This is a genomic window from Bradyrhizobium sp. AUGA SZCCT0160 (genome assembly GCF_018130105.1).
Taxonomy (GTDB): domain Bacteria; phylum Pseudomonadota; class Alphaproteobacteria; order Rhizobiales; family Xanthobacteraceae; genus Bradyrhizobium.
On the sequence record NZ_JAFCMD010000012.1, the window covers coordinates 77,442 to 101,500 of the forward strand.

21 protein-coding genes are annotated in these 24,059 nt (G+C 64.1%); 6 read left to right on the forward strand and 15 right to left on the reverse strand.

The window, feature by feature from the left end:
* The first annotated feature begins 47 nt into the window (after positions 1-47).
* Both JQ558_RS20040 and JQ558_RS20045 read left to right on the forward strand, forming a co-directional pair.
* Entirely contained in the window at positions 48-902 is an 855-nt protein-coding gene (locus tag JQ558_RS20040; protein ID WP_212294658.1) for a fumarylacetoacetate hydrolase family protein, read from the forward strand.
* A 4-nt stretch (positions 903-906) separates the two neighbouring features.
* Entirely contained in the window at positions 907-1,503 is a 597-nt protein-coding gene (locus JQ558_RS20045) for an amino acid synthesis family protein (RefSeq protein WP_212294659.1), read from the forward strand.
* A gap of 17 nt (positions 1,504-1,520) precedes the next feature.
* Here JQ558_RS20045 and JQ558_RS20050 read toward each other — a convergent pair whose 3' ends face one another.
* The 4 genes from JQ558_RS20050 to JQ558_RS20065 are packed head-to-tail and all read right to left on the reverse strand — an operon-like array spanning position 1,521 to position 6,490.
* Positions 1,521-2,483 (reverse strand): tripartite tricarboxylate transporter substrate binding protein, encoded by a 963-nt coding sequence (locus JQ558_RS20050; RefSeq protein ID WP_212207797.1) that lies wholly within the window; start codon positions 2,481-2,483, stop codon positions 1,521-1,523.
* A gap of 33 nt (positions 2,484-2,516) precedes the next feature.
* Positions 2,517-3,731 (reverse strand): CaiB/BaiF CoA-transferase family protein, encoded by a 1,215-nt coding sequence (locus JQ558_RS20055; RefSeq protein WP_212294660.1) that lies wholly within the window; start codon positions 3,729-3,731, stop codon positions 2,517-2,519.
* A gap of 31 nt (positions 3,732-3,762) precedes the next feature.
* The gene (locus JQ558_RS20060; RefSeq protein WP_212294661.1) at positions 3,763-4,902 is read right to left on the reverse strand and encodes a MaoC family dehydratase N-terminal domain-containing protein; all 1,140 of its coding nucleotides are present in this window, start codon (positions 4,900-4,902) and stop codon (positions 3,763-3,765) included.
* A 28-nt stretch (positions 4,903-4,930) separates the two neighbouring features.
* Positions 4,931-6,490 carry an acyl-CoA synthetase gene (locus JQ558_RS20065; protein WP_212294662.1) on the reverse strand — a complete coding sequence of 520 codons (1,560 nt, stop codon included), beginning with the start codon at positions 6,488-6,490 and terminating at the stop codon, positions 4,931-4,933.
* Between the two features lie 110 nt (positions 6,491-6,600).
* Between JQ558_RS20065 and JQ558_RS20070 the strand changes: the two genes are divergently transcribed.
* Positions 6,601-7,377 (forward strand): IclR family transcriptional regulator, encoded by a 777-nt coding sequence (locus JQ558_RS20070; protein ID WP_212294663.1) that lies wholly within the window; start codon positions 6,601-6,603, stop codon positions 7,375-7,377.
* Between the two features lie 350 nt (positions 7,378-7,727).
* A complete protein-coding gene (locus JQ558_RS20075) occupies positions 7,728-8,318 on the forward strand; it encodes a hypothetical protein (protein ID WP_212294664.1) in 591 nt (196 codons plus the stop codon).
* A 200-nt stretch (positions 8,319-8,518) separates the two neighbouring features.
* Here JQ558_RS20075 and JQ558_RS20080 read toward each other — a convergent pair whose 3' ends face one another.
* From JQ558_RS20080 to JQ558_RS20120, 9 genes are all read right to left on the reverse strand, one after another.
* On the reverse strand, positions 8,519-9,076 hold the full coding sequence (locus JQ558_RS20080) for a DinB family protein (RefSeq protein ID WP_212294665.1): 558 nt from the start codon (positions 9,074-9,076) through the stop codon (positions 8,519-8,521).
* A gap of 23 nt (positions 9,077-9,099) precedes the next feature.
* Positions 9,100-10,065 carry a VOC family protein gene (locus tag JQ558_RS20085; protein ID WP_212271648.1) on the reverse strand — a complete coding sequence of 322 codons (966 nt, stop codon included), beginning with the start codon at positions 10,063-10,065 and terminating at the stop codon, positions 9,100-9,102.
* 135 nt (positions 10,066-10,200) lie between these two features.
* Entirely contained in the window at positions 10,201-11,454 is a 1,254-nt protein-coding gene (locus JQ558_RS20090; RefSeq protein WP_212294666.1) for a serine hydrolase, read from the reverse strand.
* A 111-nt stretch (positions 11,455-11,565) separates the two neighbouring features.
* Positions 11,566-13,095, reverse strand: coding sequence for an ABC transporter substrate-binding protein (locus JQ558_RS20095; RefSeq protein WP_212207789.1), 1,530 nt, complete (start codon positions 13,093-13,095; stop codon positions 11,566-11,568).
* 46 nt (positions 13,096-13,141) lie between these two features.
* Positions 13,142-14,092: an ABC transporter ATP-binding protein gene (locus tag JQ558_RS20100; RefSeq protein ID WP_212207788.1), complete on the reverse strand. Its 951-nt coding sequence runs from the start codon at positions 14,090-14,092 to the stop codon at positions 13,142-13,144.
* A complete protein-coding gene (locus JQ558_RS20105; protein ID WP_212294667.1) occupies positions 14,089-15,069 on the reverse strand; it encodes an ABC transporter ATP-binding protein in 981 nt (326 codons plus the stop codon). Before JQ558_RS20105 ends, JQ558_RS20100 begins: the two co-directional genes overlap by 4 nt.
* Positions 15,066-15,932, reverse strand: a complete 867-nt coding sequence (locus JQ558_RS20110; RefSeq protein WP_212207786.1) for an ABC transporter permease — start codon at positions 15,930-15,932, stop codon at positions 15,066-15,068. Before JQ558_RS20110 ends, JQ558_RS20105 begins: the two co-directional genes overlap by 4 nt.
* Positions 15,929-16,846, reverse strand: a complete 918-nt coding sequence (locus JQ558_RS20115) for an ABC transporter permease (RefSeq protein WP_192736646.1) — start codon at positions 16,844-16,846, stop codon at positions 15,929-15,931. Before JQ558_RS20115 ends, JQ558_RS20110 begins: the two co-directional genes overlap by 4 nt.
* 243 nt (positions 16,847-17,089) lie before the next feature.
* The gene (locus JQ558_RS20120; protein ID WP_212294668.1) at positions 17,090-17,974 is read right to left on the reverse strand and encodes a dihydrodipicolinate synthase family protein; all 885 of its coding nucleotides are present in this window, start codon (positions 17,972-17,974) and stop codon (positions 17,090-17,092) included.
* Positions 17,975-18,115: 141 nt separating this feature from the next.
* On the opposite strand from JQ558_RS20120, the gene JQ558_RS20125 reads away from it, so the two are divergent.
* On the forward strand, positions 18,116-19,528 hold the full coding sequence (locus tag JQ558_RS20125) for an FAD-binding oxidoreductase (protein WP_212294742.1): 1,413 nt from the start codon (positions 18,116-18,118) through the stop codon (positions 19,526-19,528).
* A 22-nt stretch (positions 19,529-19,550) separates the two neighbouring features.
* Positions 19,551-20,216 carry a GntR family transcriptional regulator gene (locus tag JQ558_RS20130; RefSeq protein WP_212294669.1) on the forward strand — a complete coding sequence of 222 codons (666 nt, stop codon included), beginning with the start codon at positions 19,551-19,553 and terminating at the stop codon, positions 20,214-20,216.
* 19 nt (positions 20,217-20,235) lie between these two features.
* On the opposite strand, the gene JQ558_RS20135 is transcribed toward JQ558_RS20130, so the two are convergent.
* Together JQ558_RS20135 and JQ558_RS20140 are read right to left on the reverse strand one after the other, a co-directional pair.
* A complete protein-coding gene (locus tag JQ558_RS20135) occupies positions 20,236-21,648 on the reverse strand; it encodes an amidase (RefSeq protein WP_212294670.1) in 1,413 nt (470 codons plus the stop codon).
* Between the two features lie 3 nt (positions 21,649-21,651).
* Positions 21,652-23,994: a molybdopterin guanine dinucleotide-containing S/N-oxide reductase gene (locus JQ558_RS20140; protein ID WP_212294671.1), complete on the reverse strand. Its 2,343-nt coding sequence runs from the start codon at positions 23,992-23,994 to the stop codon at positions 21,652-21,654.
* Positions 23,995-24,059 lie beyond the last annotated feature (65 nt).

Here is a 24,059-nt window from a genome sequence, read left to right on the forward strand (position 1 = left end):
TAGTGTCTTTTACGGAAATCTTAGATCAGGGTCCAGGGATCACGTTCATGAAGCTCATATCTTTCCTGCGGCAGCAGACCGAAACATGGGGCGCCGTGCGCGGCGACGAGGTCATCGACCTCGGCAAGGTGCTCGGCGGGACGCTGGCGGATTTCATTGGCAGCGCGAAATTCGCCGAGCGGGAGCAGATCGCCGCCGCCCACAAGCCGGACCTGAAACTGAGCGAGATCAGTTTTCTGCCTGTGATCCCGCGGCCGGAAAAGATCGTCTGCGCCGTGCGCAACTACCTCGACCATCACAACGAGGCTGTCGCGTTCGGCATGAAGCGCGAGATCACCGAATTTCCGCCGATCTTCCTGCGGGTCTGGCGCTCGCAGGTCGCGCACAACGCACCGGTGATCCGGCCAAAAGTTTCCGACAATCTGGACTGGGAAGGCGAGCTCGCCGTCGTGATCGGCAAGGGCGCCCGCCACATCAGCCAGGCCGACGCCTGGAATCACGTCGCGGGCTATTCGATCTACAACGACGTCAGCGTCCGCGACTGGCAACGGCATGCGCAGCAGATCGCGTCCGGCAAGAATTTCGTCGGCACCGGCCCGTTCGGTCCATGGCTGGTGACGCCTGACGAGATCGCCGATCCCACCAATCTGAAGCTCGAAACCCGCGTCAATGGCGAAACGGTGCAATCGAGCAATACCTCGATGCTGATCTTCTCGATCCCGCGGCTGATCGAATATTCCTCGACCATCTTTGACCTCGTGCCGGGCGACGTCATCGCGACAGGCACGCCGGCCGGCGTCGGCTTCACGCGCAAGCCGCCGATCTTCCTCAAGCCCGGCGACGTCGTCGAGGTCGAGATCGAACAGGTCGGTGTGCTCCGCAATCCCGTCGTCGACGAGTGAACCGATGACGACGCAATCGTCCGCCGCCTATGAAATCCGCAAGACGTCGCTGAGCGTCGAAACGATCTGGCACGAGCGTGGGCCACGGCTGGCAACGCCGCTGCTCGTCGGCACGGCGATCGCAGTGATCCGCAATCCCTTTGCCGGACGCTATGAGCCGGATCTGATGCCGTTTCAGGCGTCGCTCCGCGAACTCGGCCGCGAGCTCGCGGCCGGGTTGATGGAGCGGCTCGGCGGCAGCGCGATGATTGAGGCCTATGGAAAGGGCATCGTCGTCGGCGAGGACGGCGAGTTGGAGCATGGCGCAGTGTGGCACGAGGCCGGCGGCCAGGGCATGCGCGAGGTGCTTGGCCAGCCCAAGGCCATCGTTCCCGCGGCGAAGACGATCGGCGGCCCCGGCACCCGCCTGATGGTGCCGCTCGGCCATATCAACGCCGCCTATGTGCGCAGCCACTTCGGCACCGCCGAGATGACGATGTGGGACGCGCCACGCCGCGACGAAATCGCGTTCGGCCTCGTGATGGCAACCGGCGGCCGGCCGCACGCCCGCATCGGCGGATTGTCGGCCGATGCGATTTCAGTCCATGACGGTCAGCGCTGACTTCACCCGCCGATCGCTCAGCCGCCCTGCAGGCCGGTTTCCTTGATCAGCGGCCCCCACTTCAGCCGCTCCCGCTTCTCGAACTGGGTCAGCTCGGCGGGCGTACCGCCGCCGGGATCGAATCCGAGTTCCAGCAGGCGCTTCTTCGTTTCCGGTTCGGCAAGCGCCTTGGCCAGTTCCTTGTTCAAGAGATCGACGATCGGCTGCGGCGTGTCGCGCGGCGCATAGAACGCGTTCCAGGCGGTCACCTCGAAGTCGGCTACACCCTGCTCGGCGATGGACTTTACACCCGGCATCAGCTCGGTCGATTTCAGCGAGGTGATCCCGAGCGCCTTCAGCTTGCCGCCGGCGACATGGCCGCGCAGCGCCGTCACCGTGTCGATGATCAGCGGCACCTGGCCGCCGAGAACATCCGTCGTCGCCGTCGCCGATCCCTTGTAGGGCACCGAAAACAACGACGCGCCGCTCCGCCCCTTGAGGAACTCGAAGACGATACGGGCCGTCGTGCTCGGCAGCGCGATGTCGACCTTGTCGGGCGTCGCCTTGGCCGCGGCAACCAGGTCGGCCAGCGAACTTCCTGAAAACGACGGATTGGCCGCGAGCACCATGGGCAACTTGCCCACCAGGATGATCGGCGCAAAATCCTTGGCCGGATCGAATCCCGGCGATGCGTACATGAACTCGTTCATGCTCTGGGTGGCATTGGTGCCCATCATCAGCGTGTATCCGTCAGCGTCCGAACGCGCCGCCTGCTCGGCGCCGATATTGCCGCCGGCGCCCGGCTTGTTCTCGACATAGAACCGCTGGCCCATCGTCCGCGACAAATGGTCGGCGAAGTATCTTGCCACCACGTCGGTGCCCTGGCCCGCCTGATACGGCACGATGATCCGCACCGGCCTCGACGGATAGGACTGCGCAACTGCCGCGCAACTCCATAGCAAAGCCAGCAATCCTGCGGCCCATTTTGCGGATTTCAGCATGATGGTTTCCTCTCCAGATGATTTTGTTTTTTGTTATGAGCTCTTCTTGTCGTTGGGTGAGACGATGCCGGTCTCGATCAAACCGTCGATGGCCATTTGATCGAATCCGGCTTCCGCCAGTATGTCGTGGACATGTTCGCCGAAGCGGGGCGGTCGCCGTCCCGCGCCACCGGGCGTCTGCGCAAGTTTTATGGGAATGCCGGGTGCGCGGTGGCCCTCGCTTTCGACCAGCATGTCGCGGTGTGCCACATGCGGCTGCGCGAACGCCTGCGCCACATTGTTCACCGGTCCCGCCGGCACCCCCGCGCGCATCAAATCGCGGCAGAGATCGTCGGACTTGAAGCCGGCCAGCGTGCGCTCGAGTTCGGCGCGAAGGGATCCTACGTGCTTGAGCCGGTCGGCATTGGTGCGAAAACGCGGATCGTCGAGAAGATCGCTGCGCTCTACCTTCTGGCAGACACGGCGGAACTGGCCGTCGTTGAGAATACCCAGGAATATCTCGCCATCGCTGGCGGCGAATTTGTCGTAAGGCGCGATGTTGGGATGCGCGCTGCCGAGCCGGCCAGGCACGACGTCCGAGCAGAGCCAGTTGGCCGCGTGCGGCACCAGGAGATTGAGCGCGGTGTCGAACAGCGTCACCTCGACGCGCTGCCCCATCCCGGTGCGCTCGCGCGCCGCCAGCGCCAGAAGCACACCGGTGAGCGCATTGTATCCGGTGACGTAATCGACAATGGGAACACCGACGCGGGTGGCGCCGGATTGCTGCGTGCCGTTGATGCTCATCAGCCCGCACATCGCCTGCAGCACCGCGTCATAGCCGGGCAGCCCACCGAGCGGCCCGTCGGAGCCGAAGCCGGAGATGGCGCAGTAGATCAGCCGCGGAAAGCGCGTGGACAAAACATCAAAGCCGATGCCCCAGCGCTCCATGGTGCCGGGCAGGAAATTCTCCACCAGCACGTCCGCATCCTTTAATAGGGCTTCGAGCACGGCGCGCCCCTCGCTGCGCGAGAGATCGAGCGCCATGCCGCGCTTGCCGCGGTTGACGGCGCTGAAATACGCCGCCTGCCCGGCCGCATCGAACGGCGGCCCGAGACCACGGGTCTCATCCCCCGCCGGCGGCTCGATCTTGACGACATCGGCGCCATGATCGGCCAGCATCTGCGTGCACAGTGGCCCGGCGAGCACGCGCGACAGATCGACGACCTTGAGGCCGGTCATCGCTCCGCGCGTGAGCTCGTTTGCGGGCATGGTGAACCGTTCGGTTATCAGAGACGCGCTATCAGGAACGGCTTGGCAATTCCACGATGCCGGTGCCCAGCACCGATACTTCATTGTCCTGGTTGTAGGCTTCCTGCTCGATCTCGACGAGGTGACGTCCACCCTCGACGAATTTGCGCTTCACCTTGCCCTTGATGAACAGCATGTCGCCTTCGGGATTGTGCCGGCGGATCTTGCAGGTCGCGCGGCGCAGGAAGCCATCGTCGCCCATCCAGTTGGTGAGATGATGGGTCAGCCAGGAGCAGCGTTCCGGACCGTAATCATAGGCGCCGGGCGCGCCGACTTCGAGCGCGAACTCCTCTTCCCAATGCACGCGCTCGGGACAGTCAGGAATATTGAAGCGGTTCGGAATGCCGAGACCGCGATGGGCGTGCTGCAGCTTCCAGGCGAGCTTGTTGGCGCGGATATAGAGGCCTCCCCAACCTTGCGCATAGGCGATGAAGCCGGTGACCGTCATCGGCCCCTTGAACATCACAGGCAGCGCATCGCCCTCGGTGACGTCCTGCCAGTAGCGCTTGTGCGAACCCTGAATCCGCTCCTCGGCATAGAGCTTGTAGGCCTCGGCCAGTTCCTGCTCGCTGTAACGGCGCGGTGCGCGAGCCCTGACCTCCTTATACTTGGTGCCCTGCTCGCGCGCATGGTCGCGCTCGGTCCGGAAGCACCAGCTATCCGCCTCGGCGACGAGGTCGCCCTGCTGGTTGAAGAAATCGACATGATAGGTCTGCTGAATCGCGCGGCCGGCGAAGCGCGTCTGGTGCTCGACGAGGTCCTTCAGCTTGGCCTCGGTCGAAATCACGTCGTTGCGACGGACCGCCTTGTGCCAGGTCCAGTCGGCGCCCGACCACATTGCATGAACGCCGGGCAACCCGCCGACGTAACCCGACACGATGCGGCTGGTCGAGAACAGGAAGCTCGGCAGCGCGATGATGCCGCCATGGTTGGTCTTGGCGGCGTAGTCAGGGTCGCACCACAAAGGATTGTCGTCGCCGATGCCGTGCGCGTAATGGCGGATGTTGTCGCGCGTCGCCTCATAGCACCAGGGCTCGGCGGTGACGCCGATGGAGACGCCGATGCGCTTGCGCAGATCGTCGAGGCCATCCTCGGTGATTTTCGGAAATCTGGTTTCGACGGTATCAAGCATTGACGTTCCTTTCTTCAGGCTTTTGCCTTTATCTCGCTTCTGATTTCGTGATGGCCTGCTCGCGGTCGCGCAGCACCTTGCGGTTGACCTTGCCGGCCGGTGTCTTGGGCAGCTCGCTGACGAAACTGACCACGCGCGGATATTCGTGATGGCTGAGGCGCTGGCGCACGACGTCCTGGATCTCGTGCTGGAACGCCTCATCGCCGATGCGGTCGGTGACGACGAAGGCCTTTACGACCTGCCCGCGCAGCGGATCGGCGACGCCGATGGCGGCGGCCTCGCGGACCTGCGGGTGCTTGAGGATCGCGTCCTCGATTTCGACGGCGCTCATGGTCCAGCCAGCGGAGATGATCACATCGTCGGCACGGCCGCCGTGATAGAAATAACCATCGTCGTCGATGCGGCCGAGATCCTTGGTCGCGATCCACTGCCCGTGGCGCCAGACCTTCAGTTCGCCGGCGACGCCGGGCGCGCACTGCCGGCCCTCGGCATCGTGGACTTCGACGCGTCCGCCGGGAATCGGTTTACCCAATGAACCGGGCTTGACGACGAAATCGCCGGCGCCGGGATAGCTCACCAGAATCACACCGATCTCGGTGGTGCCGTACATGCTGCAGGCCGGGCGGCCAAAAACATGCTCGACGAACGAAGCGGTCTCGCTGTCGATCGGCTCGCCGGTGAAGGACAGTTTCTCGATCGCGTAGCGATAATTCGGCGCCGCGCCGGAATTTCGCATCATGCGGTAATGGGTGGCGGCCGCCGAGATGTTGGTGAACTGGTGCTGTTGCAGCGCCGCCAGCAGCCGCTCCGGATTGAACTTGCCGGCATAGGCGCCGATGGTGATGCCGAGCGCCAGCGGCGCCAGCGTGCCGTGCCAGAGACCATGGCCCCACGCCGGTGACGACGGGCAGATGAAACGATCGCCGGGGCGCAAACCGGTGCCGTAGAGCGCCGCCACCATCAGCGTCACGATCGCACGATGGGTGTGCTTGACCGCCTCGGGGAGCTCGCGCGTCGTCCCCGACGTATACTGGAACAGCGCCAGCGCGTCGGCCGCCGTGTTGGGCGTAAAGTGCGGCGAGAAGCGCTCAAGTCCCTTCAGGAACGTTTCGTCGGCGACCACGATCTTCGCTTCGATGCCGTCCAGGCTCGGCGCCTTCTCGGCGTTCGTCACGATCAGCCGCGGCGTGCAATCGTTGACGCGCAGCTTGACGCCATCGGGTCCGAACAGCGTGAACAAGGGCACGGCGATCGCGCCCGCCTTCATCGTGCCGAACACCGCCACGTAGAACGCCCGCGACGGCTCCAGCATGATCGCCACGCGATCGCCGGGCTTGACGCCCTCGCTTGCCAGGTAATGGGCGAAGCGCGACGAGGCTTCCGAGATCTCGCGAAAGCTCAACAGTTCATCCGGCCCGTCGGCGTGAACGACAATGACAGCCGGATTGGAGCGCCCGGCGTGCCGGTCGATGCATTCATGGGCGATGTTCAGGCGTTCGCGATTGCCCGCGAACAGTTCCCAGAGTCTGGCGGAGGAAAATTCCGCCTGCGCATCCGCGTAGCTCGTGAAGTGGGTCAGCTTGGTCATGGCGGCAAAATACCGAAGACAAGCCGATTGTCAAATAGCGTTTATAATTGTATATGTACAATTGATTCATCTCGTTGTTACGCTGCAAGCGTTGTTGTACAGAGACAATCATGCCGAATCCCAAATCGCCGCGGGTCCGCGCGGTCCCTGCCGTCACCCGCGCCATCGCCATTCTCCGGCTGCTCAGCCGCAGCCGTTCGCCGCAAAGCCTCAAGGCGATTGCGGAGAGTCTCGATCTCGTGCCCAGCACCGCGCTGCACATCGTGCGCGCGCTGGTTGCCGAAGACCTGCTGCAAGTCGATCCGCTAACAAAACGATACAGGCTCGGCGTCGGCATGCTGCCGCTGGCGCGCGCCGTGCTTGAGAACAGCGACTTTCCGAACCTGGTGCGGCCGAAGCTGGATGATCTCTCACACCGCTACGGCGTCATGGCGATCGGCGTCGAAGTGCCCGACCTCGACAACATGATCGTCATCGCGCTTGCCCGCAGCCAGGCGCCGGTTCGCCTGCATGTCGATGTCGGAAGCCGGTTTCCGGCGCTGATCAGCGCCACGGGGCGATGCGTCGCCGCCTTTTGCGGGCAACCGCAGAAGGAGATCGAGAAGCGATTTCGCCTGCTGCGCTGGCACAACGCGCCGAGCTACGATTCCTGGCGCAAGGAAGTCGAACTGGTACGCCGTCAGGGTTTCAGCATCGATCGCGGCAATTACATCGATGGCGTCACCATCGTGGCGGTGCCGGTTCTGAACAGCCAGGGCACGATCTCGCACACGATCGCGGCCGTCGGCCTCGGCAGCCAGCTCGATCGTGCACGCTCGCTCGCCCTGGCGAACGACATGGGCATCGCCGCGCGCGAGGTCGCCGCGCAGCTGCCGCCGCAGTTTTAGAAATGCAACGCGGCGCCACTCCTAGCTCCATGCAAACGCCTTGGCGGGGCACTCATTATTAAGCGCCACCGGGCGAGGGCGCGGGAAATGCCAAAGAAACCACTTCAGGCCCTTGCGCCGCAGACACAACCTGCGAATTAATACCCGCGAGAGAATCAACCTGCGAGAGGGCGGCGAACGAATGCCTTCGTCGCCAGGGAATACGCAATCAAGGTGAAGCGCGCGATCGAGGACAACAGATTTGCGAGACTTATCTACTAGCTAGCGTTTGGACGTTATGCGCTTACCGACAGAACCTGAAGAGACGACGGCGAAGAGAATTTCGAGTAGGTACGAACCTGAGGCGTTCAATGGACGAGGAAACCATGCAGTGGTTTTTCAGTGGATTGATCTTATTTGGTGCGCTCGCTAGCGCCGTCGGCGGCTTCGGGTCCACCTATGTGACGAAAAAAGCTGGCGAGCGAAGTCAGGCTGCAGCAAAGGAGGCCGCGGCTCGTGACAAGCTCGAATTACAGCAACGACTTGAGGGTGACAAAGCTGATCTTCAGGCTGAACTGACAAAACTACGCCAATCTCTCGATCAGAACACGTCGATAGTGTTCAAGGCGATGAATATTAAACTAGATACCTGGACTAAGATTGAGCTCAAGAGCGTGCCAACCGGGGGCGTCGTGGACTATGTAATGTTACTATTCAAATCGGATCGCGGCCGGATTAGTGGCAAAGCGCGCGTCGAGGGATCTGAAACGATATCAACATTTTCAACAACAGCGAATGATAGCATCCCGGTCGTGGTGCCTAACGCATGGATCCCAGCCGAGAAACGCTACCGAAACACAACCACGCTGGAATTTACTATAACTGAGAAGACCGATCCGGCTGCGACCCTGAGCATTTTAACAAAGGGCTATATCGACACACGCGGCCGGGAACCTCATTAAGACTCATCGGCGAAGAAGGTGCCTGGTCGGTCACTTTTTCAGACCGATTCCGCTTCCCGGCCGGAAGCTGCTGGTCACCAAACGCACTGCAGCGGTACCTTCTTGTCGACCGACTCAGACCGTGACAATGCCTACGCGCGTCACGGCCGCGGTCCAATTGTTTCTGGATGGATGCCGCGACGGGACGCCGCAGCCGTAACTCAGCGGCGCCAGACCTTATCCTCGCTCCAGCCAAGCTCCGCGAACTCGCCTGCGCGCTGCGGTGCTTCTTCCGCGGCAAAGAACTCGTCGAGCTGCGGCGGCTTGACAGCAGTCGCGCTCAACATCGCATGCGCCTGGCCGCGATGATGAATCTGGTGCTGGAACAGATGCAGCAGCAGCCGGTCCATCCGCTCATGTTGAATGCGACTGCCGCGGTGGACGTCGACGATGCGATCGAGATCTTCAGCGCCGAGGCGCTCGACGAAGGCGATCAACCGGCGATCCATCTCGCCTTGCGCATCCCGAAGCAGGACAATCGTTTCGCACGGCTCCTGGTTGGCCCAGGCCGCCGGCCCCAACGTGCCGCCTTCCAAGGCATCGATGTAGAAGTTGTCGATGATCAGGATGTGATTGAGGGTGGCGCGCAGGCTTGGAAAGAAGCCGGTGCGCGGCGCGGTGAAATCCGCCTGCGACAGCGCTGCACAGGCGGTCAGCAGGCGATGATTGGCCCAGCCATTGTTGTAGGCCATGGTACGGAAAGGAAGCACGGCATCCATCGCATCTGCTCCCGCCTGATGGCTCAGACCTTGACGAGGCGCACGCGCGTGCCCCAGGGGTCGGCGGCCTCGAGGCCGCCAGCAACAGACGCGACCTGGACGCCGGCCTGACGCAGGCGCTCTTCCTTTGCCGCGAACAAATCCGCCTTCTCGATCTCCAGCGAAAACCAGGCGAGGCCGGTGGCCGCGTCGTCACGGCGGCCGGCGCCGGCACTTTGCCAGACGTTGAGACCGAGATGGTGATGGTAGCGCCCCGAGGACAGGAACGCGGCGCCGCTGCGCGCCCGCGTCGGATCGAAGCCGAGCGTGCCGCGGTAGAAGCCGTCGGCCTTGGCGAGATCGCCGACGCGCAGATGCATGTGGCCGATGCGCAAGCCGTCGGGCGCCTTTGCATAATCGCTGACGTTGGTATTGGTGAGCGAGACGAGATTGTCGATATCGAGCTGGTCGGTCCCCATCGTCACGGTGCCCTCGCTCCATTGCCAGAGCGAGGGATCGCGATCGGCATAGACCTCGATGCCATTGCCCTCGGGGTCGTCGAGGTAGACGGATTCGCTGACGCGGTGATCGGCAAAGCCCGACAATGGCACGCGGTGGATCGCGGCATTGACCAGCCAGCGCGCGAGATCCTTGCGCGTCGGCATCAGGAAGGCGGTGTGATAGAGCCCGGCTGCGTTGCGGGCTTCGTTCGCAGCATCCGGGCGCGCCTCGAGCACCAGCAGCTTGACCCCGCCGGCGCCGAGCACGGCGCCGGTGGCCGAGCGCTCCATCACGGCAAGGCCGAGCACGTCGCGATAAAAGTCCGCCACGGTATCGAGCTTGCGGACGCGGATCGTCACCATGCCGATCCGCATCGGCGTGCGGTTGGCGAAAGTCGGCCCGCCGCCGCTACCGCCCTGCTCGGCGTGCGCCGCGGCCGCGGCGGCCGCCGCAAGTGAGGAGGCGCCGGCGAGATGCAGCAAGGTACGACGGGTCATATCGAGGTTCATGGTGAGCGCGTTGCCTAGGTTCGAATGGGATGAAGGCGGGTCTATCACATTTTCGATCGGCGAACTGCCCGCCATCGCGCGCGTTTCAATCACATCTGCGTCGGCGGAATGGCAGTCACCCGGAGGTTACCAGGCCTACCCGAGCGCGCGATAAATACCGCGCTCGAATTGCCGGTAGGCCACCAGCGCCTGCTTGTCGACGAAGGGCAGGATCTGCATCATGATCACCCCCGCAACGCGTTTTTTCGGGTCGATCCAGTAATAGGTATTGAACAGACCGGCCCAGGTGAGACTGCCGGCCGCGCGGCCCTCGCGGACCGGATCGACATTGATCATATGGCCGAGCCCCCAGCGCAGATGGACGCCCGGAAAAAAATCCACGTCGTTTGAAAGTGCCGGATTGGCCGTCTTGAGAATTCCTGCTTCGATATTGCCGATCTGGTTGGTCGACATCATTGCGACGGTATCCGGCCGCAACAGGCTTGTGCCGCGAAAACGTCCGCCGTTCAGCAACGCCTGCAGCAGGACCAGATAGTCCGGCGCGGTCGAATAGATGCCGCCGCCGCCGGAAAAGGCCGATGTCGGGGCCAGCTTCTCGAACGGTTTTGGGACGAGCTTTCCGCTGGCCTCGCGCACATGCAGGCTGGCCTGACGGGCACGCTGCTGCTCGGTGATGACAAAGCCGGTGTCGTTCATGCCGAGCGGGCCGGTGATGTGTTCACTGAAGTAGCGATCGATGGTTTGCCCGCTGGCGATCTCGACCAGCTGGCTGACATTGTCGATACTGCCGCCATAGGCCCATCGTGCCCCTGGCTCGAACATCAGCGGCCGGCGCGGCAGCGCCGGATCGGCCCGCGCCGCTTTCTGATAGCGAACCACATTCGGATCCCACAGCGGGTAGCTGAAGCCGGACGTGTGCGTCAGCAGGTTTCGCAGCGTGATCGGCTTGTGCGCCGGCCGCAGCTGCGGAACGCCTTTGGCATCGAAGCCCGCGAGGACCTGGGGCGCGGCGAGGGTCGGATCGATATTGGCGGCCGGCTCATCCAGTTTCAGTTTGCCGCGCTCGACCAGCTGCAATGCGGCCACCGACGTCAGCAATTTGACCATCGAGGCAATACGAAAAACCGTATCTGGTGACATTGGCATTGCGGCCGCGACGTTGCGCGCGCCGAATGCCCCTTGGTAGACGACCGAGGTTTCGTTCGCGGCCATCGCGACCACGCCGGGTATTTCCTTGGCGCCGATCTTCGCCAGCAATGCAGCGTCGATCGCCTCGCCGGAAACCGGCTTGCGGACAGGTGCGGCAAAACCCGCGTTGGAAACCAGGCCGGCCGCCGCAAGCCCCGCGCTCCGCACCAACGCATCACGCCGACTGAGCAATCCTGTCATCGTGTTCCCGAATGCCGCGCCGAGATTCGGGCATTCTAGACGCTTCGAAACCGATGACGCCAGTGGGCTAAACCGGCGCGGCGATGCCGCGCCGGGCTCGTTTGCTTCAGCCTACTTCCACTTCGCCAGATAGAAGCGCGGCAGCTCGTCCGAATAGGGGGTGAATTCGAGCTGCTTGGAATAGCCGTAGGTCGTCACATAGGTGTGCAGCGGCGTGAAATAGGCCTGCTGGGTGATGCGCTGGATCGCGGCCGAATAGGCCTTGTTGCGCACTTCAGCGTCATTGGTCGATCCGCCCTCGATCAGCCATTTCTGCACGTCCGGATCGCGCGCATAATCGTCGGCGCCGCCGTCAAAGAAGTTCGGCAGGAAGGCCGAGACGTCATTGATCGAATAGCTGCCCCAGGTGCCGAGATAGGCGCGCAGTTCCCCTGCCTTCGCGCGCTGTATCAGCGCGCCGACCTGGAGCTGGTTGAGCTTGGCGCGGATGCCGACCGCCATCAGATAGTTCTGAATCGCCGAGCCCCATTGCGGCAATATATAGCTGGCCAGATCGACTTCGAAGCCATCCGGATAGCCGGCTTCCGCGAGCAGCTGCTTCGCCTTGGCGGGATTGTAGTCGTAAAGCGTCGCGGCCTCGCCGTTGCAGCCGAATTGAGTCGGGAAGCAGGGAGCCCCCGGAACGCGGCTTCCGCCGGTGACGAGCTTGTCGGCAATCGTCTGCCGGTCGATCGCGTGCCAGATCGCCTGGCGCACCTTGAGCTTGGTCAAAGGATTGTCGGCGCCGGTGCGGCCGGCGGCGTCAAGCGCGAGATAGCCTACCCGCATTGACTCCTTGCGCACGGCCGCCAGATTCGGGAACTTGTTGACGCTATCGAACTGGTCGGGGTTCAGATTCCAGATCCAGTCCGCACGACCGGAGAGCAGTTCGGTCATTTCGGTGGCGGCATCCGGCACGAAGCGCACACTCATCTTCTTGATCGCGGCTTTACCCTTGGGGCTGCCGGCCCAATAATCCTCGAAGCGTTCGAAGTCGATGGAGACGCCCGATTCGACCTTGGTCATCTTGTAGGGGCCGGCGCCGACCGGCGCCTTGGCATAGGCTTCCGCACCGACCTTCTCGCGATAGGCCTTGGGGTAGATCGGGACAACCATCGCGAAATAATCCAGCGCCGCCGGCGTCGGCCGCTTGAGTTTGACGCGAACCGACATGTCGCCGGTCTTCTCCGCCTTGTCGATCCAGTTGTAGTTCGCCGGGGTCGACACCTTGCTCGCGGGATCGGATATGAGATTGAGCGTGTAGACGACGTCATCGGCGGTGAACGCGCTGCCGTCGTGGAATTTGACGCCGGGCCTGAGCGTAAACTCGATCGTGGTCGTATCCGGCAGCTTCCACTCGGTGGCGAGCAGCGGCTCGACCTTGAAGGTTTCGGGGTTGCGGTAGACCAACCCGTCCCAGCCCTGGTGGTGCATCACCACGCCGGTGCGCTCGTTGTTATAGTAGGGGTCGATGTTCGACAACGCGGCGCGCATCGTGATCCGCAACGTGTCGGCGGACTTCTGCGCCAGCGCCGGGGAAGCGCCGGCACCGACCAGTGCCGCCGCGAGGATCGCCGCACCAAATCTCAATTGCACGCCCATGCCGTCCTCCTTTGGTTCCGATCGCAAGACCGATTTCAAGCACACTCTATGCCAGATGGCACTCTACCATTCCCTGGGGCGCGCGGGCCATGGGCGTTGGTGCCACACGGCGGCAGCGCTCAACGGCGATGCCGCAGCGCGGGTTGAACCGGCAGCCCGGGGGAATATTGGCCGGATCCGGCATGGCGTCGCCAAGGCCGATATCGGGCACGCCCCGGCCCGGCTCCGGTGTCAGCACGCTTTGCAGCAACGCCTGCGTGTAGGGATGACCGGGCGCACGAAACAGGGCGTCGGTTTCGTTGCGCTCGACGAAACGACCGAGATACATCACCGCGACCTCGCTCGCGACATGCTCCACGACCGCCAGATTGTGGCTGATGAAAAGATAGGTCAGTCCGAGATCGCGGCGCAGATCGGCGAGCAAATTGAGGATTTGCGCCTGCACCGAAACGTCGAGCGCACTGGTCGGCTCGTCGCAGATCACGATCCGCGGCTCGAGCACCAGCGCACGGGCAATCGCCGCCCGCTGGCGCTGCCCGCCGGAGAGTTGCGAGGGCATGCGCTCGCCCATCGCCGCCGAAAGCCCGACGCGTTCCAGAATTTGAGCGACCCGGCGCTCGATTTCCGCGCGTGAGAAGGTGCCCTGGGCGGCGAGCGGCAGCGCGACGATGTCCTTGATGCGGTGCCGCGGATTGAGCGAGGCGAACGGATCCTGGAACACCGGCTGGATCAATCGCGCCCGCGCCTTGCGATCGAGATCGAACAGGCGCTTGCCGTCGACCAGCACGGTCCCCGCCGTCGGCTTCAGCAGCCCGAGGATCAGCCGCGCCAGAGTGGATTTTCCACACCCGGACTCGCCGACAATGCCGAGCACGCTGCCCGCCGGCACGCTGAAGGTAACGTCGTCGACCGCGATCACGCGCTTTTCCGCCGCAAACCACCCGGCGTTGACCCGGAACTCGCACCGCAAATTCTGGACTTCGATCGCGACGCTCATGCGGGCTGCGGCTCCGAGAACTGCGGCGCGAGCCGGCACAGATAGTCGTGCGCGCCAGCTGCCTCGCGGCGCGGAATTTCGCGTTCGCAGCTGGCGTCGGCATGGGAACAGCGTGAGCGGAACGCGCAGCCTGCAAAGCCGGGTCCGATCGCCGGCACCACGCCCGGGATCGAGCCGAGCGGCCGGTCGCGCTGCACCCGGCCCGGCACCGGCACGCAGGACAAGAGGCCGCGCGTATAGGGGTGTTGGGGGCTGCGGAACAATTCCGCGGTCGGCGCGCGCTCGACCACCTCGCCCGCATACATCACCGACACGCGGTCGGCGACGCGGGCGACGATGCCGAGGTCATGGGTGATCAAGAGGATCGCAAGGCCGAGTTCACGCTTCAGGCTCGCCAGCAGCCGCAGGATCTGCGCCTGCACGGTAACGTCGAGCGCGGTGGTCGGCTCGTCGGCGACCAGCAGTTCGGGATCGCACATCAACGCCATCGCGATCATGACGCGCTGACGCAAGCCGCCGGAAAGCTGGTGCGGAAACTGGCCGAGCCGCATCTCCGGCGCGGTGATACCGACGCGGCCCATCAGTTCGACCGCCCGCTCGAGCGCGGCGGTGCGCGAGCCGCCCTTGTGGCGGGTCAGCACCTCAGCCATTTGCGAGCCGATCGTAAAGGCCGGGTTGAGGCTGGTCATCGGCTCCTGGAAGATCATCGAGATCCGGTTGCCGCGCAGGCGCGCCATCTCGCGGTCGGACAGCGAAAGGAGGTCGGTGCCGGCAAAGCTCATGCGTTTGGCGGAGCGCCGGCCGCCGCGCGCGAGCAGGTTCATGATCGACAGCGCGGTCACCGATTTGCCGCAGCCGGATTCGCCGACCAGGCAATGCGTCTCGCCCTTCTCGACCTGAAACGAGGCGCCGCGTACCGCCGCGCTACGGCCGCCGAACATCACTTCGAGATCCTCGATGTCAAGCAATGCGCTCATCGCGACCGCTCCGAGCCGAGCAGATTGCGCAATCCGTCGCCGACCAGGTTGATGCCGAGCACCAGGATGAACAGCGCGACGCCGGGCACCATGATCACCCAGGCCGAAAAGAACATGTAATCCTTGCCCTCGGCGATCATCAGACCCCAGGACGGCAGCGGCGGCGGCACGCCGAGGCCGAGGAACGACAGCGCGGCCTCGAGCAGGATCGCGAGCGCCATTTCCAATGTTGCCACCACGGCAAGATGGCTCGCGATGTTCGGTAGGATCTCCCTGATCAGCAGATGCGAGGTCGAGGCGCCGGCGCAGCGGGCGGCATTGACGTAATCGAGGCTGCGAATCTGCATCGTGGTCGCGCGCGCCACCACCGCAAAACGGTCCCACAACAAAAGCCCGAGGGTTGCGACCACGAGGCCAAGGCCCGAGCCCATCAGCCCCACAACTGCGAGCGCGACCAGCACCACCGGGATCGACAGCCGCGTGGTGATGGCGAACAGCACGGCGTCGTCGATGCGACCGCCGAAGAAGCCGCCGAGCACGCCGAGCGTGATGCCGATCAGTCCCGACGTGATGACCGTCATGATACCGATCAGCAGCGAAATGCGCGCGCCGTACACCAGCCGCGCCAGATAGTCGCGGCCGAGCTGATCGGTGCCGAGCAGATGCCCGGCCTGGGTGCCCTCCATCCAGAATGGCGGCTTGAGGCGGTTGCCGAGGTCCTGGGTGAAGGGATCATGCGGCACCAGCTGATTGCCGATAATCGCGGCCACCGCGATGATGCCGACGATGACGATCCCGACCGTGAAGCCGGCCACGCCGACCCGCGACGTCAGGGGCGCATGGATTGCAATCGGTTCGCTCATCCGGTCCGGAGCCTCGGATCAAGCAGCGCGTTGAGGATGTCGGAAAGCAGCGTGAGGCCGATATAGATCGCCGCCAGCACCAGCACCACCGCTTGCACGACAGGAAAATCGTTCTTGGCGATGCTCTCCCAGCCGAGATAGCCGACGCCATGCAGCGCAAACACCGTCTCGATGACAATGGAGCCGCCGAGCATGAAGCCGAGCTGGACGGCCGCGATCGACACGACGGGGATCGCGGCGTTGCGCAGCGCGTGCTTGAAGATGATGCGTGCGCGCGACAGGCCCTTGGCCCGCGCGGTGCGGATGTAGTCGGACGCCATCGCCTCGATCATGCCGGAGCGCGTCAGCCGTGTAAGGGCGGGGATTGCCGTAAAAGCGAGCACGATGCCCGGCATCACGAAATGCTGCCAGGTTCCGGTGCCTGAGATCGGCAGGATGCCGAGATTGAGACCGAGCACGATCATCAGGATCAGTGCGAGCCAGAAGCTCGGGATCGCCTGCCCCACCATCGTGAACATGGTGACGCCGCGATCGAGCCAGGTATTCTCGCGGACCGCCGCCAGGATGCCGAGCGGGATCGAGATGATCAGAGCCAGGCTGAGGCCCACCAGGCCGAGCGTGAGCGTGATGGGCAGGCGCTTCGCGATCAGGTTGGAGACGCTGTCCTTGAAGAAGTAGCTCTGGCCGAAATCGCCGACCATGGCGCGGCCGACCCAGGAGAAGAACTGGACGTAGAGCGGACGATCGAGACCATAGGCCTTGCGAATGATTTCGACGTCGGCCTGCGTCGCGGACGGGCCGGCGATTGAAATGGCAAGGTCACCGGACAGCCGCGTCAGCATGAATGCAAGCGTCATCACCGTGAGCGCGACCAGGAGGCCGAGACCGAGACGCCGGGCAATCAGAAGCAGCATCGAGACGTCCAATACCGAAACGCAACGAGAGTGTTCAGGTCGGTGTCCCCTACCCGAAGCGACCGCACGGTGTCATCAAACAGACCCTCCATGCAAGAGCACGACTTGCCACATGCAAGAGCCGCGCCGCGGCCACGAGCAAGAGCCGCGCCGCGCCGCGCCGCGCGCAGGTTTCAGGGTGCGGCCTTGCCCGAGGCAGCTTAGAGCGTTGCGTACGTCACGTGAAACTTCGGCTTGAGACCTTCAGGCGACCTCCGGGCTCATCAGTGTCTCCAGCTTGGCCTTGAAAGCCGCGCCGTCAGCGCACTGGCGCAGCGGTGGACGCACCCGCAGCCAGCCGGCATCGCCGCTTTGCGCGGCGAGAATTGCCTTCAACGTCGAGGGGAACGACGGCCCGCTCGCCACGACGTCAATGGCGGCCTGCATGCGCGCTTCCGCCCCCGCGCCGTTGATCATGGCCTGAACCAGCCCAGGCACGACATTGCCCATCCCACAAATCGTTCCGGCACCGCCTTCTGCGATGGCGCGGGCGATATCGGCCTCGTTGCCGACCGTAATCGCAAGCTCGGGCGCGGCGGCACGAAACGCCTGGAATTGCCTGAAGTCGCCGCTTGAGTCCTTGAGACCCGCGACGATAACGCCGTAGCGCTTGCGCAGACTGGCCGCCACCGCGGCCGGCACGGCGACGCCGGACACTTGCGGGATGTGATAGAGCGTGGCGCGAAGGCGGTCGTCAGCCACGGCATCGAAAATCGCGGCGAACGCATCCTCGATTCCCCCAGGCGTGACGCCACGGTCGAAATAGGGCGGCAGGATCAGCACATGGTTCAATCCCAGGCCCAGCGCCGAACGCGCCAGTGCAATGCTGTCGGTGATGGCGGGAAAGCCGCCGCCGAGCCCGATGCGCGACGACGCCACGCCGGCCTTGAGCAACGCCTCGACGGTCGCGATCCGTTCAGCCACACCGAATGAGGTGCCCTCACCGGTGGTGCCGAACAGCACGACGCCGTCGACGCCCTTTTTGAAGAGGTTGAGGGCGTGCGCCGCGAGCTTCGCGTGATCCACGGTCCCACCGGCCGTCAGCGGTGTGGGCGCAGCCGCCCAAAACCCGCGAATTGGTGCTGTCATGACCTCTCCCATCATCTGGACGCCCAAATGGGCTTCTTGACTTCTGTTGTACCTTACATACAAGAAGACCTCAACTCGGTATTGAGCAGGCCGCGCCGCCAAAAACGCATGGACGCGCGACGGACCAACAAAGGCTCCGCCATGGATGCGATGACGCGACCCGAACGACCGCTGGAGCTGCTCGGCGCCTTGCAGCTCAAACTCGGCCCGCAGGCGGTGCTGACCGGCGCCGAAATTCCCGCCCGAAATTGCAACGACTGGAGCGCGAGCCTGCCGCAAACACCGATCGCGGTGGTTCGGCCGCTGGACGCGGCCGGCGTATCTGAAACCATCGCGACATGCCGCAAGGCGCAGCTGCCGTTCGTGCCGCAAGGCGGATTGACCGGCCTGTGCGGCGGTGCCGCACCGGAGCCAGGCTGGGTCGTCATTTCGCTGGAGCGAATGGTCGGCATCGAAGAGATCGATCGCGCCAGCGCGACCATGACGGTGAAGGCCGGCACGCCGCTGGAGACGATTCAGAAAGCCGCAGATGAAGCCGGCTTGTTCTTTCCGCTGGATTTGGGATCACGCGGCTCCTGCGCGATCGGCGGCAATCTTTCCACCAATGCCGGCGGCAATCGCGTCATCCGTTACGGCATGACGCGCGAACTGGTGCTTGGCCTCGAAGTCGTGCTGCCGGACGGCACCATCGTCACCAACCTCAACAAGCTGCTGAAGAACAATGCCGGCTACGATCTGAAGCACCTCTTCATCGGCTCGGAAGGCACGCTCGGCATCATCACCCGCGTCGTATTGCGGCTGTTTCCGAAACCGCGCTCGACCATGGCGGCACTCTGCGCAGTTGCTGACTATGCTGCGGTGCTTGATCTGCTCGACGCGGCGCGTGGCGGGCTCGGCCCGCTTTTGTCTGCGTTCGAAGTGATGTGGCCGGACTATTGGGAGGTGATTACGGCACGGGCCGGCGTACGCTCGCCGGTCGGCACCGGTCATGGCCTCTATGTGCTGGTGGAGGCGCAAGGCACCGATGAGAGCATCGACGCGCCGCAGTTCGAAGCCTGGCTCGAAGGCCTGATGGCGCGCGAACTGCTGCTGGACGCCGCCGTCTCGCAATCGGTGGCGCAGACCAAGGCGTTCTGGGCGGTGCGCGACATCTGTTCGGAATTCGCCCAGGTGCTCGGCCCGCACATTTCCTACGATATCGGGCTTGCGGTGGCGCGGATGGATGAGTTCGTCGGCCGCTGCAAGGCCGCGCTGACCATCGGCATTGCCGGATGCGAAAGCGTCCATTACGGCCATATCGGCGACGGCAATTTGCATCTGGTGTCCTGGGTCGCTGGGCTGCCGGTCGAGCGCCAGCCAAAGGAGGCAATGGACGCGATCATCTACGGCCTGGTGCGCGACATGGGTGGCAGCGTCTCCGCCGAACACGGCATCGGCACGATGAAGAAAAAATGGCTCGGCCATGCGCGCAGCGAAGCGGAGATCGCGCTGATGCGCACGCTGAAGGCGGCGCTCGATCCCGATCATTTGCTTAATCCCGGAAAGGTGATCTGATCGGGCCGGAGGCACGAGGACCATGAAATCGCTCAAGCTCGATGCACCGAAGTCGCTGTCGCAGCGGGTCATGCTGCGGCTGCGTCAGGCCATCATCGATGGTGAATTCGGACTGGGCGCGGTCATTTCCGAAGAGATGATCGCGCAATCGTTCGGCGTCAGTCGAACGCCGGTCCGCGAAGCGATGGGTCTGTTGCAATCGCAAGGGCTCGTGGTGATAAGGCCGCAGGTCGGCAGCTTTGTCTTTACCCCGAGCGCTGCCGACATCTCGGCGCTTTGCGCGTTCAGGATCATCATCGAGCCCAAGGCCGCCGAACTCGCCTATCGTCATGATCGTGCCGGCGCGGTCGCGGCGATGCGGACCGCGATCTCGGAGATGGAGCAGGCGCTGGCCGCCAAGGACAACGTCGCCTATGGGCGAGCCGATACCGCAATGCATGAGGCCTTCTTCGCGCATTGCGGCAATCGCTATCTTGTCGAGTCCTATCAATTGGTATCGGGACGCGTGGCCGCGCTGCGCACCAATTTGAGCGCACCGGTCGACGTCCAGACACCGGCCTCGTTCGACGAGCACCGCAAGCTGCTCCACCTGTTCGAGCGCGGCGAGCTCGTGGCGTTCGAGACGCTGATGACGTCGCACATCGCCAATTCAGGGTTGACCTACGCGCGGGCGCTGGAAGTCGCGTAGGCGCGCCCGCCAGAGATTTTCAAGCGATCGGCGGACGCGCTGAAGCCCATGGACGCGCGGCCTCGAACGCCGCGGACATTTGCAGCACTCCGAGATCGTCGCAGCGCCGGCCGACGATCTGCAAGCCCACCGGCAGGCTTGATGCGGTGAACCCGCAGGGAAGCGACGCGGCCGGATTCTGCGCCAGGTTGAACGGATAGGAAAACTCCGCCCACGACATCCAGTCCCACTTATGTTGAGGCCAGTGGTCGGGCTGCAGCTGCGTGGCGGGGAATGCCGCAACGGATACCGCCGGTGTCAGGAGGAAATCCCAATCCTCGAAGAAATGGTGGATCTCCGCACAATAGGCGAGCTTTGCGACTTTCATTTTCAGATAGTCCGGCAGCGTGATGTGCTGTCCGGCCTCAAAGCATGCGACAAAGCCCGGATCCAGCTGGTCGCGGGATTCGGCGATGCGATCGGCGTAACGGCTGTAATGCGCCGGCCAGAAGAAGCGCGCGAGCTCCGGGCCTTTCGGTCCCCACGGCGTCTTGACCTGTTCGACGCGCCAGCCGAGCTCGGTTTCGAACACCTCCGCGGCCTTGCGCACCAGGTCAGCCACGTCAGGATCAACGCGGGCATGGCCGAGATCCGGACTGAATGCGATACGCGGCGCGCGCGGCCGGCTCGCGAGCTGTGCGGGATAGTCGGCCGGCGGCCCTTCAAGGCTCGACTGGTCGTCGGGATGGCGGCCGGCCATCACTTTCAGCATCAGCGCGGCGTCCGCGACCGTGCGCGTCAAAGGACCGAGATGCACGGTGTTGTCGCTCGGCGTCATCGGCGATTGCGGCACCCGACCGTAGGTCGGCTTGATTCCGTAGACGCCACAAAAATGCGCGGGCATGCGGATCGAGCCCGCGCCGTCGCTGCCTTGATGCAGCGGGCCGTAACCTGCGGCGGCACCGACACCCGCGCCGGAAGAAGACGCGCCGGCGTTCAAACCGAGCTTCCAGGGATTATGCGTCACGCCGGTCAGCGGACTGTGGCTGACACCCTTCCAGCCGAATTCGGGCGTGGTGGTCTTGCCGAGGATGATGGCGCCCGCGCTGCGGAGGCGCGCGACCGCGACGTTATCGGCAGGCGCGACCTCGCCGCGAAACAAATAGGTCCCACGTTCGAACGGCATGCCGCGCACCGGTTCGAGGTCCTTGATGGTGACGGGAATGCCGTGCAGCGGCCCGAGCGAATCTCCCTTGGCGAGCGCGCTGTCGGCGGCCGCCGCGGCGTCCATCGCCTCCGCCGCAGCCAGATGCGCGAACGCGTTCAGTTTGGGTTCAAGGGCTGCGATGCGCTCCAGCACCGTCGAGGTGATTTCGACGGAGGATAGTTTTTTGGCGCGGATCGCACCCGCCAGATCCGTTGCCGGCGTGAAACAGAGATCAACTTTATCCATGACCTAGCTTCCGCGCTTCGCTGTCACGGGCGGATCGTAGGCCTGGATCGGCGGCAGATTGCCGATGAAACGTTCGACCTCGGCGGTCGTCAGTTGCCCGGTGCAGCCCTGCGCCAGAGAGGACGTGCCGACGTCCCGCGTCAGGACGTTCGGATTGCCGTGCACGCAAAGCGGCGCATCTTCGTTGGGATCGGCGGGATCGTACCAGGCGCCGGTAGCCAGCTGGATCACGCCCTGCCTTATACCGTCGGTCACGCGGACGCCCGCCAGACACGCGCCGCGCTCGTTGAACAGGCGAATGATGTCACCGTCGGAAATCCCGCGCGCGGCGGCGTCGATCGGATTCATGCATGCGACCTCGCGTCCGCGTTGCTTCGACGCTGCGCTGTGGCCACCGAAATCAAGCTGGCTGTGTAGCCGCGTCGCCGGCTGGTTGGCGACCAGGATCAGCGGTGCCGACGGCGCCGGCACCTGCACCCGCTCGAGCCAGGCCGGATGACCCGGACAGTCCGTCTCGCCAAAGCCCGCGATGGTCTCCGAGAAGATTTCCAGCTTGCCGCTCGGCGTCGGCAGTTTTGCGCCATCCGGATCTTCGCGGAAACGGCGCAGCTGCCCGCCATCATCAGGGTGTTGCGGCATGATCAGGCCGTCGCCCTTCCAGAACTCGTCGAAACTCGGCGCCGCTAATCCGCGCTCTGCCAGCCCTTTCCGCGTCGGCTCGTACAGGTGCTCCAGCCATTGGCGGACGTTGCGGCCTTCGGTGAAGGCTTCGCGCTTGCCGAGGCGTTCGGCGAGATCGGAAAAGATGGCGTAATCGTCCCGCGCTTCACCATAAGGCGGCGCAATCTGCTGCATCGGCACCAGCAGGGGATCGTTGGCATTAGCGCCGATATCCTCGCGCTCCAGCGTCATGGTCGCGGGCAGCACGAAATCGGCATGCCGCGCCGTCGCGGTCCAGCCCAATTCATGCACCACCAACGTGTCGACCTGCGCGAAGGCCTTCCTCAGGCGATTGATGTCCTGATGGTGATGGAAGGGATTACCGCCGGCCCAGTAGACGAGCTTGATGTCGGGATAGGTCTTGGTCTTGCCGTTGTAGCGATAGGTGCCGCCGGGATTGAGCAGCATGTCGGCGATGCGGGCGACCGGAATGAATTCGGTGACGCCGTTACGCGCTTGCGAAAGTGTCGGCGTCGGCACGGCGTTGTAGCGTCGGCCGTAATAGGCGATGGCCCCGAGCGCGTAGGCATAGCCGCCGCCCGGCAGACCGATCTGCCCCAGCGCTGCGGCAAGAACGGCGCCCATCCAGACCGGCTGCTCGCCATGTTCGGCCCGTTGCAGCGAGTGCGAGACCACGATCAGCGCACGGCGGCCGTGAAGCTTGCGGGCGAGCGCAACGATGGTGTCGGCGGCGACGCCTGATATCGCCGCGGCCCATGCCGCATCCTTGGGCTGGCCGTCGGTCTCGCCCAGAACGTAACGCTCGAACACCGGCCAGCCGACCGTGAAGCGATCGAGGAAGGCCCGATCGTGCAGTCCCTCGGCAACCAGCGTATGCACCAGCGCCAGCATCAGGGCGACATCGGTGCCCGGGATGTTGCTGATCCATTGCGAGCGGGCTTCATCAGGCAAATCGCCGCGCAGCGGGCTGACATGGACGAACTGGCAGCCGCGCGCCGCGGCGCGCGCCATCGCGCCACGCTCGACATGCTTGCTGGTGCCGCCGCCGGCCACCATGCTGTTCTTCAGCGCCATGCCGCCAAAGGCGAGCACGACATCGCTGTGCTCGGCGATCTGTTCCCAGGAGACGTTGCGCTTGGTCAGATCCTCGTAGTCGCCAATGATGTGGGGCACCACGACGGTGGCGGCGCCGGAACTATATGAATTGACCGACTTGACGTAGCCGCCCATCGCGATGTTCAGGAAGCGATGGACCTGGCTCTGCGCATGGTGAAAGCGGCCCGCGCTCGACCAGCCGTAGGAGCCGCCGAACACCGCACCCGGACCATAATTGTCCCGCACGCGGGCGAGTTCGGCGCCAAGCAGATCCAGCGCGTCCTTCCAGGACATCGGGATAAATTCATCACGCCCGCGGCGCGCGTCCGGCCCGCGCTTCCCTTCGAGCCAGCCACGGCGCACCACCGGCTGCGCGACGCGCGCGCGGTGGCGCAAGGCGCCGGGAAAATTATCGATGATCTGGTTCGGATCGGGATCATCAGGGTGCGGCCGAACCTCGAGCTCGTCGCCCTGCCAGCGCGCCGAAAACACACCCCAATGGGACGAATGCGGGCGGAAAGATGCGTCGGTTGGGGAATCGGGAGGGGTTTTCTCGGTCACATCGGTCATCGGATCTCTCAATCGGCGCGAGGTTGGAAGCGGGAAACGGCCTTGCGATCTTCGCAGCCGATCCG